The organism is Chryseobacterium sp. JUb7, assembly GCF_024806495.1.
GTDB lineage: Bacteria > Bacteroidota > Bacteroidia > Flavobacteriales > Weeksellaceae > Chryseobacterium.
The window spans coordinates 445,331-462,014 of the sequence record NZ_JANUFF010000003.1 but is presented as its reverse complement, the minus strand read 5'-3'; the positions used below and the strand labels follow the sequence as shown (position 1 = coordinate 462,014).

The following is a 16,684-nucleotide window of genomic DNA, read 5'->3' as shown; positions in this document are numbered from 1 at the left end:
ATAAATGCAAAAATATTCATGATTTAAAACAAATGGTTAAAGAAAGTATTTATATTTACAACAACAAAAGACCACATCTGAGTCTGAAGATGAAAACCCCGGAAACAATGCATAAAAAATCCGGAAAATTAACATCTTCCGGATTAATATTGTAATTGATAACTTGTAAACCTATTTTAGGACTAGTCATTTTGCTTTTTTCTGGGCATTTTTGATTTGATAAATTTCTTGCGGTCCTTTATAACATTCAAGCTATATTCGGTAAAGCAAAACTTTTCTGCATCATCTAAAAATTTCAAAGCATTCGCAAAACTTCCTCTTTTTTCTGAAAGCAAAGATCTGTAAAACCATAATGTTGCTTTATCAATTCCTTTTATTTTCAATGAATATTGGATCAGCTTCTCAGCTTCCCTAAAATCCTCATTGTCTAACAGACATTTGATATAATATTGAGGAACATTTAAATTCGTTACATCGCACAGCATCGCTTCTTCAAAATACAGCTTTGCTTTTTCATAATCGATGAGCATCTCGCTGTAGATCCTTCCCATCAGACACAGACTGTCTGCATCTTCGGGATCATAGGACAATGCATAATTTAGCGCTTCCAGACAATCCGGTAAACTATAGGGATAATTATCTAAAGCCTCGAAGTAATATTTACTTTTAGTTAAGGTCATTTTTGTAGTTTTTTAATTCGTTTTTCAGGATATTTCTCTGTTTTTTAAAAGATTTTTCCTGATAATTCTTTTTAAAATCTGTTCCCGAAAATGTACGGATCGGGTTTCCTCTTTGTACCTGGAGATGGTTGTTCCAGGTTTCCTGCATTCTTTTCTGAAGCCGGATAATATTCTGTTCCAAAACCCTTTCTTTCAATCTTGTGACCGACAGTTTCTTATTTTCCAATTGTGAACGGGAATCCTGTACGAAAACACTGTGTCCTGTGGGAATATGCGTCGCACGAACAGCCGTATTCACTTTATTCACATTCTGTCCGCCACTTCCCTGACTTCTTGTTGTTTGAAACTGAATATCTTTTTCATTAAAACCAACTTTCTCCAAACCTTCCAGTTCAAAAATTCCGATAAACCAATTACTTCTTTTATGCAGCTTTCGGAATGTGCTTTTCCCTGTCCAGGAAATACTTCCCAGCCAGGTTTTTAAAAATTCGCTTACTTTTTTTCCTTTTAAAAGCAGAGTCACAGATTTTAAGGTCAGGTTTTCATCACCATTTTCACGATGAATAATTTCGTAGTCTATATTGTTATCTTTTGCTTCCTCAAGAAAGACCTTCAGAACTTTAGCGACTACCCACTGGCACTCTAAAGGTCCTCTTCCTGAAGTTATTTGTATAAGTTTTTCCATTTTTGTAAAATTTTTAAGATGGCTTCTCTGTTTTTAGCATCTTTAATAAATGTTGGTAATTTTTCTACCATCCGCATTTTGTAAGGCAGCCTTATCCTAAGATCCGACGAAACATAATTTTCCATTTCCAACAGATGTTCCATATTTTTTGCCCAGAATAATTTTCCTTTAAAATCTGTCTGAAAATAATACGGGCATCCGAAAACAGGATCATGGATCAAGCCCTCTTCTTTCGGATAAGAGTTCAAATATTTCTCTGTTTTTGGCTGAATTTGAAATGAAGAATCACACTCATCACACTTTACATTAATATTCTTAGGCTTTTCTTTAAAATTTCCTTGCTCATAACGAATTTGATGTGCACAAACCGGACAATAAAGATTGATAAAAGCTTTATAAGCAATTAAATCCAATCCCGTTTTCTTCAAATCACAATGCCTGCATTCTAAAGTTGTCTGTTTATGACAATATTCATTTTTCACAGTTGCATCGTTCTCGCAATCCTGACAGACAACGAGAATGCTTTCATGATAATTGAAATATTCTTGTTTGTATATTTTTTTCATTTCTATTTTGGCATTTCACTTAATCGCGGATGACCTACAGGATCAATTCCCTTTTGTAATAAATTTTTTGCAGCCATCACCGCCCAACATTTATCGCTGGAATGAATATTTCTGTAAAACGAAAGTAAAACATCAGGTTTTACAACAGTAAATCCGTTTGTTTCAACAGTTTCTAAATCATTTCTTTCAAAAAAATCAATTGTAATTCTGTGAAATTTTCCGCTTCCCAATTCGATTGTCTTCTCATATCTGCGAAAGTTCTCTTTACTTGGTAAATGATCATAGCGTGTCCAAACTTTCTGAAACCCTTCCTGCTGAAGAATCATAACCACTTCAGCCACATTTTCTTTCCTTACAAAAACATCAATATCCTTGTGGTCATGAGCATGCTTATATTCTGTATGCCCGATTTCAGACATAAAATGCCACGCCCATCCTCCTGATAAAATAACTTTATCTTTTAATTTTTCTAAAATTTCCAGTCCGTGTTCAATTCTAAATTCCGGCCAGACTTCACCGTATCTTTTTATATTGTGTGGTGCTCCCATTTTTGTTAATTTTTGTTGATTGTTGATGGCTGGTAGTTGTTAATCAAAATCTATCAACCAACAACTCCAGCCTTTCAACTCATTTACCTATCCATTCTTACAATTCTAGGCTGAAAAGTTCCAAGGATATCGACCAATTCACTTTGGGCATTCATCACCTCGTTGATATCTTTGTACGCCATGGGTGCTTCTTCGGTATTTCCACCCATCAACGTGACATTCTTGAGTTTTAATTCCTTTTTAATATCATTTTGAGTGAAAAGATTTCTGCATTCTCCTCTCGAATGAGCTCTTCCGGCTCCGTGTGAAGCCGAATTCAAAGAATCCGGATTTCCTTTTCCACGAACAATGAATCCTTTTGCCGTCATTGAACCGGGAATCATTCCCAATTCATTTTCATTGGCAGGAGTGGCTCCTTTTCTGTGGACAATCACTTCTTTTCCATTGTGAATTTCCTTCCATGCAAAATTGTGATGGTTTTCGATTCTGGCTTTTACTCGTCCTCCAACCGCTTTTACCAATCTTCGGTGAATATCATCATGACAGGCTGAAGCATAATCTCCGGCTAAATTCATGGCGGTCCAATATTCTAAACCGAGATGTGTACTCAAATCCAGCCACGCAAATTGCTGCGCCTCTTTTGGCAACGGACACTGCTCTGTTGCCACTCTTGAATAATATTGTGCGATTTCTGCACCCAAACCACGCGAACCGCTGTGTGATAATATTCCGAGATATTTTCCTTTTGGAAGTCCGATCTGTACATCTTCTTCTGTAATTTCAACCTCTCCGAATTCTACGAAGTGATTTCCACCTCCGGAACTACCCATTTGTTTGATCGCTTTTCCTTTTAATCTTCTCAAAATCGGAATCAGATCAAAAGTATCCCTGTCGAAAATTTCGTGTTCGACATGAGATTTATGCGTTTCGTACATTCCGAATTTGGTATGCTCAGCAAGAGCTTTTTCATATTTATCTCTCGCTCCGTCAAGATATGAAACCGGAGTATCCAAAATACTGAGTGACATTCTACAGCCTATATCCATACCGACCCCATAAGGAATCACGGCATTTTCTACCGCCAGAACTCCACCGATCGGAAGCCCGTAACCGCTATGCGCATCGGGCATTAAAGCGCCCTGCGTCGAAATTGGAAGTTTTAAAGCCGTGTACAACTGGTTTTTTGCTTCCTCTGAAATATTATTCCCAAAAATATTGAACGTCGCTCTGTTTGTATTGAGCAATCTTTTTTCTGTTTTCTTTGATGAAAGCAAAGCTTCTGCAATTTGTCCGAACGTTAAATCATTTTCGAATTGTTGCGGATTAGTCAGAATTTCTTTTAAAAGAGATTTTACATGATGAATATTTTTCGTTGCAAAATTTCTTTTCATGACTTCCAAAGCAATATTGACACTCTGATTATTTGGATAGCCTATTTTTAATATATCTTTACCTTTAAGTTTTAAATTTCCCATTGTTTCTGTTTTAAAATTTCAGGACATTTTCGTCCTCTGAATTTTCTGCAATCTCTGTTGCAGACCCATTGTAGTGAAAGCATTTTCTGCTTTTCTTCTGATCACGCTTGTATTTTTCTTTCCATGGATTGCGTTTTCCATAAATCGTTTTATGAATAATTCCCGCCACTTTATACTGACTTAAAAAATAATCGAGTTCATCAATTTCTTTTTCCAAATCTGAGTCTAAAGGTTTATAATGAGTGATCATATAAGGCTTTACCCTCAATACAAACCTCCATGGTTCAATAAATTCGTAGTAGATATTTGTTGCTTTTCTGATGGGGCAATACTCTTCTCTTTTCAGAAAATACTGTCTGTCTCTAGCCGTCAATCCCAATTTTGGATCATTCCACTGATAGGTTGAAAGGCTGGCCATTTTTTGTTCTCTCTCAACATAAATTCTTCGTCCGGATTTTCTTTTCTTTTTTAAGAACTTTCGGGTTTCAGAATACATTTTCGTGTTGATTTTATTCAAAATGCTGTTGAAAAATTCTCCGTCTTTTGTTCTCATCACTTCATCTCTTACCACAAAGGATCTTACAAATCCCTTCTGATAAGGCTTTTCTAAAGGAAGCAACGGAATTTCCCTTCTTAATTTCCAAAGCCTGCTACTACGCTTATACTTTTTCCTGATCTGTTTTTCTACATCTTTTTTAATTGCTCTTTTTCTGCTTCTCAGATTTCTCAATCTTGAAAACAGAAGGTTATCTTTTTCCATTTATTAATTAGATCTTAGATACAAGACATCAGATTTCAGATTTTCTGAAACTGTATTTTTGTATTAAATCTTTATCAACTTAACTTTTAGTTGACTTTCTATTTAAACCTCATAGATTTTTGAAACCTATGAGGTTTCGTTTAGCGGTAACCTTCTCCTAGCCCCGATAGAAACGGCATCCTTTTTTGTTGCGGCCGTAATAAAAAAGATACAGTGGATAGCGGGAAACAGCTCCTAAAAACTACTCTTCGGATAAGCTCCTAAATTTTATAAAAAAAGATTTCGGGAAAACTTGATTTGAGTTTTGAAATATTGCGCAATAAAAAACCCGAAATCTCTACGACTTCGGGTTTTGATATATCATTATACTATTATTCTAAGAATGTACCATACCACGAAGCCTCGCCTTTGCAAAAGGCAATCCTACTGTTGAATGTAGATTGAATTTGAACATTGCTTCGTTGTTTTTTTAAATGGTTAAACTTTATTTTCTGGTGCAAATATATAAATTTTTCTTAAAATGAAAACTTTTTTATTGATTTCTATTTTTTTCCAATTGGTTGTCATTCAAGACAAAATGCTATATTTGCTTTCTTATACTAAATAATTATGAAAAACACTTTAATGAAATCGTTATTTTACGTATTTACATTGGCCATTCTTTTTTCCTGTAATTCCAACAAGAATAATGACGAAGTTTTAACGTACACTACAGATGCTACCTTAGGGTTGTCAAGAGTGAATCTGAAAACAATTTCCGGCAAAATTCCTGTCGACAAAATTTTAAAGGAAAAAAAAGATCTGAAAGAGGATGAAAAATTTTTTCTGCAACTGGTAAACAAACCACAAGAATCGGGTATCGATACAGATAAGCCTCTTTATTTTATTATTGATCAGGGAAAATCTACTTCAGATCCTGATGCAAAAGCTTTTTTCTGGATCAGCGACAAAGCGAAGTTCCAGAAAAGTATGTCTGATCTTACAAAAAGTAAAATTACCGTTGACAAAAAAGATTACATCTATGCTGACGGAAAATTAACAGGAAGCATCAAAGGAGACATGGCTATTGTTTCCAGCGAAAAGTCATACAACCCTTATGCAGGATACAATTCTTACAATACTCCTGAGCCATCCGCAAAGCTTAATGAAAAATATTTCACAGATTTCTGGGGAAGAAAAGGAACAACTAATGCAGCAATTAAAGACCAGGTCAATCAATCTTTGGTAGACAATAAAGACATCAGTGGATGGATAAATCTTGCTGCCGTAGCGAGTTATGCATCCAAAGGATATATCGAAACTCTTGCTGTGAATAAACTAATTAAAGATTCCGGAGTAGGTTTTGATTTCAATTTTGATAAAGGAAAAGCTGAAATGGATACGAAAACTTTCTTTAATGCAGATATGAAGAAAGTGGTTGAAAAATATTACGACAAAAACAAGGTAGATTATGATCTTGTAAAAAATGTAGAATTGGATAATGCCAAATCTTTCACGATCGGATTCTTCAGCTTAGATTTCATGAGATATCTGGTAAAAGAAGCAGGTTTTGAAGCTACGGTTAACCATTATTTAGCTTCTACCAACAAAACACTGGAAGACATTACATCTACTTTCACAGGTGATTATGCTTTTGTAGACTTTAAGGCTAATCCTGCTGATTCTTTGGAATATTACAGAGCTAACAATGCTGTTGTTTTAGGATTTAATCCAAAGAAAAAAGATAATATTACTTCATTATTACAAGGACCGCTAGGTGCCAGCAAAAAATATATGATTGGTGACAATCAGGTAATTTTCTCTGATGACAACAATGTGATTTATCAGTTTCAGAACAAGAAAGCCGGAAAAAATGCCAAGCTTGATAAAAAATCCGGAATCACAGCTTATTCATGGTCTGATGGAAATGACTATAATCAGAGAGAAAAAGCGAGTGTAAAAGTTGTAGATATGGTTAATGAATCTAAAGAGGAAGGAGGAAATCTGGTTTCAAAAACCGTATTCACTTTAGATAAAAAAGATGAAAACGCACTGTATTATTTAATAATGAATGGATAATATTGTTTTAGAAAATATTTCACCTAAATATTTCACTCCCAGAAATATCGAGCAATCTGAGATCTGGAAAAAGAATATCTCTTTCCGGAAAGGGAATAAATTCCTGATTGTCGCCCCTTCCGGGAGTGGAAAATCTACACTGGCTACCGCTATTCTCGGTACCCACTTTCAATATGACGGAGATATAAAATATGACCAACAGGTTGTAAAAAAACTTCATCTCGAAAAAATTGTAGAGAATAGAAAAGACGGCGTGAGCTTACTTTTTCAGGATGTAAGACTGATTAAAAATCTTACAATTTCTGAGAATATACTGCTTCGGGTTTTTAATAAAGACCGAAAAAAATTCATTCCTAAAATGGAAGAGTATGCAACAAGATTAGGAATAGAAAATCTGCTTCATAAAAAAGCGGAAAACTGTTCGTATGGTGAAAGACAGAGAAGCGCTATTGTAAGAAGTTTAGTAAATCCTACTCATTTTCTGATCTATGATGAATGTTTCAGTCATCTGGATTTAAACAACAAAAAAATTGCGTTTTCACTCATTAACGAAGTGTCTCAGGAAAGCGGAAGCTCAGTGATATTTTTTGAACTGAATGAATTCCCTTTTGAGCATGAATACCAAATTCTTCATTTATAAAGCGTATGAAGAAAATTTTTAATTCAATGATATTGTATGCAGGATTATTTATAGCATTTATTTTAGTGCTTTCCTGTCTGCAGTTGTATGAAAATGCCAACAGGCTTTTTGGAAGTAAAAGCAGTGACAGTAATTACTGGCTGACTTTCAGCAAGAAAATTACGCCTGATAATATTGGAAGAAAAGAGCTTCTCGGGTTTAATGAAAATGATATTGCAAAGCTGAAACAATGGGAAGAAGTAAAGAGCATTTATCCTTTCTCAGCCAACGAATTTAAAGCATCTGCCAATGGGGGAGATTTTATTCCTTTTTACACGGATCTTTATTTTGAAGGTGTTGATATCAAAGCCATTGACGTTCCTTTAACTGAGGAAGATTTCCAGGTAAGAGGTGATGAAATTCCGATTATTATTTCAAGAGAATATCTGAATCTTTATAATTACGGATTTGCTTTAAACCAAGGTCTGCCGCAGATTTCGGAAGATTTTGCAAAAAAAATTGATGTAAACATCAATATTGTTGTCAACAAAGAGAATAAAAGCTATAAAGGACGAATGGTAGGGCTTTCGGATAGAATTCATTCTGTTCTGATTCCGAAAAAATTTCTTGATTCTCTGAATTTAGCTGCAAAACCTGAATTGGCCAACCAGCCAAAAATCTACAACAGAGTTTTGGTACAGGTCAAAGATTCCGGTGATGAAGGTTTGATCGCTAAAATGAAAGAAAACAATTATGAATCCAATCAGGAAAGTCTGCGCTCTGCGAAGATCAAATCTAAACTGTTTCTTGTTTTAAAAGTAATTGCAGTTCTGGGGATTTTCATTTTTGCTCTTTGCCTTTATATTATTGTAAGCTTCATTAAAATCCAGTTTCTGGAAACACAGGAAGAAGTTTCTATTAAAAACAGTCTGGGTTATTCTCCTAAAAAGATGGTAAGCGATATCAGCAGACGTTTCAGCATCAATTTAATGATTGTTTTGACGTTAAGTTTGGGCTTAATTGCTGCCGGGCAATATTTTGTAGCAAAATCAAGTGTTTCCAACGGATTATTATCTGCTTATATCAATCCGTTGCTTTGGCTGGCTATTGTTGTCATTCCGATATTGGTTTATTTCTTTGTAAAAGAACTGATCTACCGATGGCTGATAAGGTCATGGAAAATCTAATATAACAAAACGACCATCAGATTGATGGTCGTTTTTATTTCAACTGGAAATTATTTTTAATCCTTGGATCCCAAATCATCCATTGTATCTCCCATTCCTCTGCTGTTTGGGCTATAGGTTCTTTCCGGATCAAGAAAATAAATATTGTGTTTCGCCTTTGCGATAATACCGTCATATTCCTGCTCAGTCATCCCCTCAGGAATATCTTTCTGCTGATCTGATGGTTTTCTGTATACTTCAAGAGCACCTTTTTCATTAAGAACAGATTTTGCCAATCTGGCCTTATCAAGATCATCAGTATATACAACAACATTATTTTTTCCTACGCTGTGTGTTCTGTAAGCATCCAACATTTCTGCATCGTGGGCAAAGACATAATCAAAGAATCCTCTTGTTTTTTCGTCTTCCTGATAATGGTTGAGCCCTGCTTCAACATTTGATTTTGAAACAATAATATTTGCTTCACTAAAACCTTTTTCTCTTAAATCTTTTTTTATTTCCTCTGTGTCTACAGTTTGTGGAAATACTGAAACTACTGTATAAGCCATAATATTTTGTTTTGGTTATGGTCTACAGTACAAATGCCATGCAATTTATTCGTTAAAAAGATTAATTTAGTTTAAAAATTTCTCTAAAATATCTACAGCACACTTAGGAAGGTTTGTTCCGGGGCCGAAAATAAAATCAGCTCCGTTGGCATATAAAAACTCATAATCCTGCTGAGGAATTACTCCACCGACAACGATGGTAATATCGTCGGCACCTAGTTTCTTCAATTCTTCAACCACTTGCGGAACCAGTGTTTTATGACCGGCCGCTAAAGAAGAAACCCCTAAAATATGAATATCATTTTCCACCGCCTGTTTTGCCACTTCTTCCGGAGTCTGGAATAATGGGGCAACATCTACATCAAATCCCATATCGGCAAATGCCGTTGCTACTACTTTGGCCCCTCTGTCATGCCCGTCCTGTCCCATTTTTGCAACCATCAATCTTGGACGGCGGCCTTCTTCTTCCTCAAATTTCTGAGTCAGATTCAGGGCTTTTTCGAAATATTCATTTTTTCCTGCATTCATCGCATATACTCCAGAAATTGTTCTGATATTAGCTTTATACCTGCCGAAACTTTCTTCCATGGCATCACTCATTTCTCCCAGCGTGACTCTTCTGCGGGCTGCTTCGATACACAATGCCAGAAGATTTCCTTTTCCAGACTTTGCACTTTCACGGATTTCATCCAGAATTTGGTTTACCGCTTCGGTATTTCTATTTAATTTTATAGAGTCTAATCTTTCGATTTGTTTTCTTCGAACTTCTGTATTATCAATATCCAGAATCTCAATCTGATCCTGTTTTAAATCTGATTTAAAAGAATTGACTCCGATAATAAACTCTTCACCACTATCAATTTTAGCCTGCTTTCTTGCTGCTGCTTCCTCAATTCTCATTTTTGGAATTCCGGCTTCAATAGCTTTTGTCATTCCGCCTTCCTGCTCTACCTCATCGATGTATTTCATCGCTTCTTCGATCATCTGCTGCGTAAGACTTTCCACAAGATTGCTTCCGCCCATCGGATCTACAACATCACAAATACCACTTTCCTGCTGAAGGATAATCTGAGTATTTCTGGCAATTTTCGCTGAATAATCTGTAGGCAAGGCAATCGCTTCATCCAAAGCATTCGTATGAAGAGACTGAGTTCCTCCTAAAGCAGAAGATAAAGCCTCAATAGCCGTTCTGGTAATATTATTAAATGGTTCCTGCTCCGTTAAAGACCATCCTGATGTTTGAGAATGCGTTCTTAATGCTAAAGATTTTGGATTCTGAGGATTGAATTGCTTTAAAAGCTCAGCCCAGATATATCTTGCCGCTCTCATTTTTGCAATTTCCATGAAATGATTCATTCCAATGGCCCAGAAAAACGATAATCTAGGGGCAAAATCATCAACATTCATCCCTGCTTTTATCCCTGTTCTCACATATTCAAGACCGTCTGCCAGCGTATATGCCATTTCCAGGACCGGAGTCGCTCCTGCTTCCTGCATGTGGTATCCTGAAATCGAAATTGAATTGAACTTCGGGATATTCTTAGAAGTATATTCAAAAATATCAGCAATAATCTTCATGGAAGGTGCCGGTGGATAGATATAGGTATTTCTCACCATGAATTCTTTCAGAATGTCATTCTGAATCGTTCCTGAAAGCAATTCCTGAGAAACACCCTGCTCTTCTGCAGCAACAATGTAGAAAGATAAAATCGGTAAAACGGCCCCATTCATAGTCATTGACACCGAAATCTGATCTAATGGAATCTCATTAAACAGAATCTTCATATCCTCCACAGAATCGATAGCAACTCCAGCTTTCCCAACATCTCCTACCACTCTTCCGTGATCTGAATCATAACCCCTGTGCGTTGCCAGATCGAATGCCACTGAAAGACCTTTCTGTCCTGCTGCCAGATTTCTTCTGTAAAAAGCATTGGATTCTTCTGCCGTTGAAAATCCGGCATACTGACGGACTGTCCAAGGCTTCTGAACATACATGGTAGAATACGGGCCTCTTAAATAAGGAGCAATCCCCGGAGAAGTTTGTGTTAACGTTTCATTTTTCACATCTTCTTTTTTGTAAGAAGATTTCAGCTGTAGTCCGTCTTTTTCAAATGGATAAACTTCAGTCTGTTTTTCAGTGATGTTAAATTGAGGAGTTTTATTTTGAACTTCCCGTCTCATACTTTCAGATTTATTAGATGGCTAAAATTAAGCATTTTTGAAATAACAGATTCATCTTTATAATTTAATGAATAAGTGCATTTTAAATCATAATCAATGCTCATCAAATTTCTTTTAAAACGATTATTAAGCATTTACCAATAGTCATTTCAGCTCTTTTCCCAATATAAATTTCAGTACTTTTGCGAATTCGATTTATTTAATTCTTAATTAATAAAAACCATGAAAAAATTATTATTTTCTGCAGCATTAGTTTCCGCCAATCTTGTTTTTGGACAAATTACACTGGAGCATACATTTACGAATGAAAAAGCATATCCTTACATAACATCAACTGAAACTTACTATATTGCCAAATCAAATAACAATAACTTAAAAATTTATAATTCTGATTATTCCCTTTATAAAACAGTAAATGTTCCCGTTCCGGCCAATTACAATATGATCTTTTATCCTGAGAATAATTTGCTGACGATTTCAAAACATGTTTTCAATACGGATAATAAGTTCGAATTTCTGGTAGAAGCTTATGGCCCCACACAAAACCCGGACAGAAAGCTACTATTAATAGATGAAGACGGAAATTTATTAAAAGATTTCCATCAAAATTCGACTTTACCTTATGGACTAAATTTTGAAATTTTCCATGATTCGGTAACCAATATTAATAAAATAATCGTTTATAGCAATACCCTTGGTCTTAATCCTGTTTTGCAGTCTGATGTGTATGTATTGCCAACCTCTGTATTAGCCGCAAAAGAAATCCAGGCAGCAAGTAAGTTGTCGGCATTTCCTGTTCCCACCAGCAAAATATTACACATTATGAATCCCGGAAACGGAGCCAATAAGGTACAGGTTTATGACATCACCGGAAAACTGGTTTCGGCTCAGTCTTTTTCGGTATCAGATTCTAAAATCTCTATTGACGTTGAAAGTCTTCCAAAAGGAATTTATATTTACAAAATAGGAGAATTGAGTTCGAAGTTTACAAAGAATTAATTCACATTTAAAAATAAAAAAAGAGGCAGCCAAAAAAAGCTGCCTCTTTGTATTTAAAAGATATTTAAATATTATTTACCTAATTTCTTAATTCCCATTTCGTATAAAGCGAAAGATAATTTATCGGCACTTTCACCAATAACCTGTTCGGTTGATCTTCCTGCTCCATGTCCTGCATTTTTTTCAATTCTCAGCAATACAGGTTTATCACAGCTTTGTTTTTCCTGCAATTCTGCACCGAATTTGAATGAATGCGCAGGAACTACTCTGTCATCATGATCACTTGTCGTCACCATAGTTGAAGGATAGCAAGTTCCTTTTTTTACATTGTGCAAAGGTGAGTAAGATTTTAAGTATTCAAACATTTCTTTGCTGTCTTCAGCTGTTCCGTAATCATATGCCCATCCTGCACCTGCAGTAAACTTATTGTATCTCAACATATCCAATACACCCACTGCCGGGAATGCCACTCTTGCCAAATCAGGACGCATCGTCATGGTTGCTCCTACCAGAAGACCCCCGTTTGAACCTCCCGAAATAGCCATATAATCTTTAGAAGTGTATCCTTTGCTCTGTAGATATTCTCCTGCAGCAATGAAATCATTAAACACATTTTTCTTCTGAAGCTTCGTTCCTGCATCATACCATTTTTTACCATATTCTCCACCTCCACGAATGTTTGGAACGGCATATATACCGCCATTTTCCATCCAGATGGCATTGGTAACAGAGAAACCTGGCTGTAAACTTACATTAAAACCTCCATAGGCATAAAGAATCGTAGGGTTCTTCCCGTCAAGTTTTGTTCCTTTCTTATAATTGATCATCATAGGAACTTTTGTTCCGTCTTTTGAAGTGTAAAATACCTGTTCTGAAACATAATCTTCAGGATTGAATTTTACTTTTGGTTTTTGGTATACTTCTGATTTTCCCGAGTCTACATTAAATTTATAAGTCGTTCCCGGCATGATATAATTACTGAAAGAGAAATAAAGATCTTTTTCTTCTTCTTTACCACCGAAACCACCGACATTTCCTTTTCCGGGAAGAGCAATATCTCTGATCAGTTTTCCGGATTTATCATATTGTTTAACCTGATCGATAGCGTCAACCATATAGGTCGCAAAGAAAGATCCGCCTCCTGAAGAAACAGACAATACGTTTGCAGTTTCAGGAATTACATTTTTCCAGGTTTCCGGAGCCGGGTTTTTAATCGTTGTTTTTACCAGACGTCCGTTTGGAGCGTCTTTATCTGTGTAGATGAAGATATCATCACCTTCTGTATCTACAATATGGGCGTTGATATCAAAACCTTTGTTGATCTGAACAAAGTCACCTCCGTTTTTTAAATCTTTAATGTACAATTCATTTCCGTTGGTAGCATTTGCTGCAGAAATAATTAAATATCTCTGATCTTCTGTAACACCAGCCCCTAAATATCTTCTCGGTGTTTTTTCACCTCCGAAAATTAATTTATCTTCAGACTGCTTCGTTCCCAGTTTGTGGTAATACACTTTGTGCTTATCTGTCATTCCGGAAAGTACAGTTCCTTCTTTTGGCTTGTCGTAGCTTGAATAGTAGAAACCGTCATCTCCCTGCCAGGAAATTCCGCTGAATTTTACATCAATTATAGTTTCGTCGATCTGTTTTTTTGAAACTGCGTCGATGATGATAATCTTATTCCAGTCGCTACCTCCTTCTGAGATAGAATAAGCTGCCAGATTTCCTTTTTTATTGAAAGACAGGTTGGCTAAAGAAGTCGTTCCTTTTTCCGAAAACTTATTGGGATCCAGGAAAACTTCTGTTGCTTTTGTTTTGTTATGGGTTCTGTATAAAACAGACTGAGCCTGAAGACCGTTGTTCTTATAATAATACGTATAATCCCCTTCTTTGAAAGGAGCTGAAATTTTTTCATAATTCCAGATATCTGTCAATTGTTTTTTGATCTGATCTCTGAAAGGTATTTTTGAAAGATAGTTCTGCGTAAACGCTACTTCTTCATCCACCCACTTTTTGGTAGCTTCAGAATCGTTTTCCAGATCTCTGAACGGGTCCGCCACCGCAGTTCCGAAATAAGTATCTGTCTGATTTCCTTTTAAAGGTTTAGGATAATTCATCTTTTGAGAGTAAAATGATGCCGAGAATAAAACCCCGGCTGTTAACAAGATCGGTTTAAAGTTCATATCAAATTCGATTTTATCAAAAATACGTAATCTGTGTTAAATAAAAAAAAGGCTTTTCATTCAAAAATATAAAGCTTAAAACAAAACATTATTTTCAGAAAGGATATAACCGAAACATAGATTCGAATTTAGATCAAAAAAAGAAGCCAATATTGGCTGCTTCATAGTTTTTTATAAAATAATTAATTACCCGAGTTAATATTTTTAAAATAAAAATTATTCAATTTCCACAAAAGCTCCTGAGGGCCTCCATTCCAGTAAAAAACATTATTTCCTTTGTAAATCTGGTATAAATTAAACTTTTCTCCAAAAGATACTTCTTTATTGGCGTTCAAAAGCTCTTTCGTCAAATTTTTTAAATAACTTTTTAATTCTTTGGCATTAATTTTTTTTCCGTTTTTAAAATCTATGACAGAAACTTTACCCGGAATTTTAATCACAACATCATAAAATACTTCCGACACATCCTGACTCTGAGAATAATCATTTCTCATGGTCTCAATATTTTTTATGGTATAGCTGGCTGTTTTAAAACGGTCGAATAAAGCCGTAAAATAATTTTTAACATCCTCGCTGCATTCTTTCCCGATATTTTCAGAAAATCCGGAAAGGAAAAGATTCGTTAAGCTTGTTATTTCCTGCTCATAAGTTGCTTTTATGTTATTATTGTAAACAGCGTCAGCCTCAACAAAGTTTTTCAGATAGCCATTAAGCTCTCCAAGAGAAGTTTCATCATGCTTCACGAAAGTATTAAAGTATAAACCGAATACTTTTTCAGGTTTTAAAACAGTTGATTGTGCATTTAGGTTTTCAACACAAAAAATTAGCATCAAAAACAGCATACTTTTAATTCGTCCCATAGTTTAAAAAAATTGTTACATTTCCATAGTTTTTATCGCCAAAAAAAGCCCTTGATTCACAAGAGCTTGATTTATTTTAGATTCGTATTAGTAGTTATCTTCCTCACCTTTCATCTTCTCGGCATTCTCAGCCATGATCACGGCATCGATCATTTCGGAGATATCACCATTCATATAGGCATCGAGGTTGTACATTGATTTATTGATCCTGTGATCGGTTACCCTTCCCTGAGGATAATTGTAGGTTTTAATCTTTGCAGAACGGTCACCGGTAGATACCATAGATTTACGCTGTGCGGCAATATCGCCCTGAACTTTTTGCAGTTCTATATCATACAATTTTGTTCTCAGCATTTCCATTGCCAGTTCACGGTTAGCCAGCTGGGAACGTGCCTGCTGACAAACCACTACCATTCCTGAAGGCTTGTGGGTAAGCTGTACTTTCGTTTCAACCTTGTTAACGTTCTGACCTCCGGCTCCACCTGAACGCGAAGTCTGCATTTCAATATCTGCAGGATTCAGTTCAAAATCTACTTCCTCAGCTTCCGGTAAAACGGCAATTGTAATGGCAGAAGTGTGAACTCTACCTTGAGACTCTGTTTCAGGAACACGCTGTACACGGTGAACTCCGGATTCGAATTTCATGATTCCGTATACGCCTTCACCTTCCACCTTCATGATTAATTCTTTGTAGCCTTTAGCTGCTTCGTTGGAATCTGTCACTTCATGTCTCCAGCCTTTCGTTTTGAAATACATGGTGTACATTCTGTAAACATCTTCTACGAAAATAGCAGCCTCATCACCACCAGTTCCGGCACGTAATTCTACGATGACGTTTTTATCATCAGCAGGATCTTTCGGAATTAATAACACTTTTAGCTCATCTTCCAGTCCCGGAATTTTATCTAAAGCTTCGTTTTTTTCGATTTTTGCCAATTCAACAAAATCTTTATCTGAACCATCAGCAATGATTTCATCAGATTCTTCGATCGTATCCAAAGCTCCTTTATATTGATCGTATACTCTTACAATTTTTCCCAAATCGCTATATTCTTTGTTCAGAGAAGAATATCTTTTCTGATCTGAAATGATATCAGGCTGAATAATAAGGTCTGCCACCTCATTATATCTTTGTTTTATAGCTTCTAGTTTTGGAATTAATGATTTAGACATTATGGAATTTTTGTGGCTGCAAAGATAAGAATAATTAATTCAAAACTCAATAACCCATCTCATTACATTATTCTTTAGTTACAAATTTCGCAGTTTATTATTCCGAATACAGATCACAGGTCGATAATCCGGATTCTAAAGCATAATAAAGAATATTTT

At 35.7% G+C, this 16,684-nt stretch carries 16 protein-coding genes; 5 read left to right on the top strand and 11 right to left on the bottom strand.

All coding sequences use genetic code 11. The annotated features are described in order from the left end of the window. A partial coding sequence (locus M2373_RS09010; RefSeq protein ID WP_259109784.1) for an integrase core domain-containing protein occupies positions 1–155 on the top strand: 155 nt, incomplete at its 5' end. A gap of 27 nt (positions 156–182) precedes the next feature. On the opposite strand, the gene M2373_RS09005 is transcribed toward M2373_RS09010, so the two are convergent. The 6 genes from M2373_RS09005 to M2373_RS08980 form a co-directional block, all read right to left on the bottom strand. Beyond that, positions 183–680, bottom strand: a complete 498-nt coding sequence (locus M2373_RS09005) for a hypothetical protein (RefSeq protein WP_259109766.1) — start codon at positions 678–680, stop codon at positions 183–185. Further along, on the bottom strand, positions 667–1,365 hold the full coding sequence (prfH, locus tag M2373_RS09000) for a peptide chain release factor H (RefSeq protein WP_259109764.1): 699 nt from the start codon (positions 1,363–1,365) through the stop codon (positions 667–669). The genes M2373_RS09005 and prfH overlap by 14 nt, the downstream gene beginning before the upstream one ends. Then, positions 1,344–1,931, bottom strand: coding sequence for a hypothetical protein (locus tag M2373_RS08995; protein WP_259109762.1), 588 nt, complete (start codon positions 1,929–1,931; stop codon positions 1,344–1,346). Before M2373_RS08995 ends, prfH begins: the two co-directional genes overlap by 22 nt. A 2-nt stretch (positions 1,932–1,933) precedes the next feature. Then, positions 1,934–2,479, bottom strand: a complete 546-nt coding sequence (locus M2373_RS08990; RefSeq protein ID WP_259109760.1) for a nucleotidyltransferase domain-containing protein — start codon at positions 2,477–2,479, stop codon at positions 1,934–1,936. Positions 2,480–2,562: 83 nt separating this feature from the next. Next, on the bottom strand, positions 2,563–3,954 hold the full coding sequence (locus M2373_RS08985) for an RtcB family protein (RefSeq protein WP_259109758.1): 1,392 nt from the start codon (positions 3,952–3,954) through the stop codon (positions 2,563–2,565). A 10-nt stretch (positions 3,955–3,964) separates the two neighbouring features. Next, positions 3,965–4,714: a hypothetical protein gene (locus M2373_RS08980; protein WP_259109756.1), complete on the bottom strand. Its 750-nt coding sequence runs from the start codon at positions 4,712–4,714 to the stop codon at positions 3,965–3,967. A gap of 624 nt (positions 4,715–5,338) precedes the next feature. Here M2373_RS08980 and M2373_RS08975 point away from each other — a divergent pair. From M2373_RS08975 to M2373_RS08965, 3 genes are read left to right on the top strand one after another with little or no spacing between them, the layout of a single operon-like run. Next, positions 5,339–6,772, top strand: a complete 1,434-nt coding sequence (locus tag M2373_RS08975) for a DUF4836 family protein (RefSeq protein ID WP_259109754.1) — start codon at positions 5,339–5,341, stop codon at positions 6,770–6,772. Continuing rightward, positions 6,765–7,412: an ATP-binding cassette domain-containing protein gene (locus M2373_RS08970; RefSeq protein WP_259109750.1), complete on the top strand. Its 648-nt coding sequence runs from the start codon at positions 6,765–6,767 to the stop codon at positions 7,410–7,412. Before M2373_RS08975 ends, M2373_RS08970 begins: the two co-directional genes overlap by 8 nt. 5 nt (positions 7,413–7,417) lie before the next feature. Beyond that, a complete protein-coding gene (locus tag M2373_RS08965; protein WP_259109747.1) occupies positions 7,418–8,578 on the top strand; it encodes an FtsX-like permease family protein in 1,161 nt (386 codons plus the stop codon). Between the two features lie 56 nt (positions 8,579–8,634). Here M2373_RS08965 and M2373_RS08960 read toward each other — a convergent pair whose 3' ends face one another. Then, a complete protein-coding gene (locus M2373_RS08960) occupies positions 8,635–9,126 on the bottom strand; it encodes a hypothetical protein (RefSeq protein WP_259109745.1) in 492 nt (163 codons plus the stop codon). Between the two features lie 66 nt (positions 9,127–9,192). Continuing rightward, entirely contained in the window at positions 9,193–11,310 is a 2,118-nt protein-coding gene (scpA, locus tag M2373_RS08955) for a methylmalonyl-CoA mutase (RefSeq protein ID WP_259109742.1), read from the bottom strand. Positions 11,311–11,532: 222 nt separating this feature from the next. On the opposite strand from scpA, the gene M2373_RS08950 reads away from it, so the two are divergent. After that, complete coding sequence (locus M2373_RS08950; protein ID WP_259109738.1) at positions 11,533–12,309, top strand: T9SS type A sorting domain-containing protein; 777 nt, start codon at positions 11,533–11,535, stop codon at positions 12,307–12,309. Between the two features lie 71 nt (positions 12,310–12,380). Here the strand turns inward: M2373_RS08950 and M2373_RS08945 are convergent, their stop codons facing one another. The 3 genes from M2373_RS08945 to prfA form a co-directional block, all read right to left on the bottom strand. Next, complete coding sequence (locus tag M2373_RS08945) at positions 12,381–14,492, bottom strand: prolyl oligopeptidase family serine peptidase (RefSeq protein ID WP_409013196.1); 2,112 nt, start codon at positions 14,490–14,492, stop codon at positions 12,381–12,383. A 182-nt stretch (positions 14,493–14,674) separates the two neighbouring features. Next, a complete protein-coding gene (locus M2373_RS08940) occupies positions 14,675–15,352 on the bottom strand; it encodes a hypothetical protein (protein ID WP_259109735.1) in 678 nt (225 codons plus the stop codon). 87 nt (positions 15,353–15,439) lie between these two features. Continuing rightward, positions 15,440–16,525 carry a peptide chain release factor 1 gene (gene prfA, locus M2373_RS08935; protein WP_259109733.1) on the bottom strand — a complete coding sequence of 362 codons (1,086 nt, stop codon included), beginning with the start codon at positions 16,523–16,525 and terminating at the stop codon, positions 15,440–15,442. Between the last annotated feature and the right edge of the window lie 159 nt (positions 16,526–16,684).

Excerpts from the sequence above, each read along its gene's own strand:
- M2373_RS09005 (WP_259109766.1), bottom strand. The coding sequence starts at position 680 with ATGACCTTAACTAAAAGTAAATATTACTTCGAGGCTTTAGATAATTAT.
- prfH (WP_259109764.1), bottom strand. The coding sequence starts at position 1,365 with ATGGAAAAACTTATACAAATAACTTCAGGAAGAGGACCTTTAGAGTGC.
- M2373_RS08995 (WP_259109762.1), bottom strand. The coding sequence starts at position 1,931 with ATGAAAAAAATATACAAACAAGAATATTTCAATTATCATGAAAGCATT.
- M2373_RS08990 (WP_259109760.1), bottom strand. The coding sequence starts at position 2,479 with ATGGGAGCACCACACAATATAAAAAGATACGGTGAAGTCTGGCCGGAA.
- M2373_RS08985 (WP_259109758.1), bottom strand. The coding sequence starts at position 3,954 with ATGGGAAATTTAAAACTTAAAGGTAAAGATATATTAAAAATAGGCTAT.
- M2373_RS08980 (WP_259109756.1), bottom strand. The coding sequence starts at position 4,714 with ATGGAAAAAGATAACCTTCTGTTTTCAAGATTGAGAAATCTGAGAAGC.
- M2373_RS08975 (WP_259109754.1), top strand. The coding sequence starts at position 5,339 with ATGAAATCGTTATTTTACGTATTTACATTGGCCATTCTTTTTTCCTGT.
- M2373_RS08970 (WP_259109750.1), top strand. The coding sequence starts at position 6,765 with ATGGATAATATTGTTTTAGAAAATATTTCACCTAAATATTTCACTCCC.
- M2373_RS08965 (WP_259109747.1), top strand. The coding sequence starts at position 7,418 with ATGAAGAAAATTTTTAATTCAATGATATTGTATGCAGGATTATTTATA.
- M2373_RS08960 (WP_259109745.1), bottom strand. The coding sequence starts at position 9,126 with ATGGCTTATACAGTAGTTTCAGTATTTCCACAAACTGTAGACACAGAG.
- scpA (WP_259109742.1), bottom strand. The coding sequence starts at position 11,310 with ATGAGACGGGAAGTTCAAAATAAAACTCCTCAATTTAACATCACTGAA.
- M2373_RS08950 (WP_259109738.1), top strand. The coding sequence starts at position 11,533 with ATGAAAAAATTATTATTTTCTGCAGCATTAGTTTCCGCCAATCTTGTT.
- M2373_RS08945 (WP_409013196.1), bottom strand. The coding sequence starts at position 14,492 with ATGAACTTTAAACCGATCTTGTTAACAGCCGGGGTTTTATTCTCGGCA.
- M2373_RS08940 (WP_259109735.1), bottom strand. The coding sequence starts at position 15,352 with ATGGGACGAATTAAAAGTATGCTGTTTTTGATGCTAATTTTTTGTGTT.
- prfA (WP_259109733.1), bottom strand. The coding sequence starts at position 16,525 with ATGTCTAAATCATTAATTCCAAAACTAGAAGCTATAAAACAAAGATAT.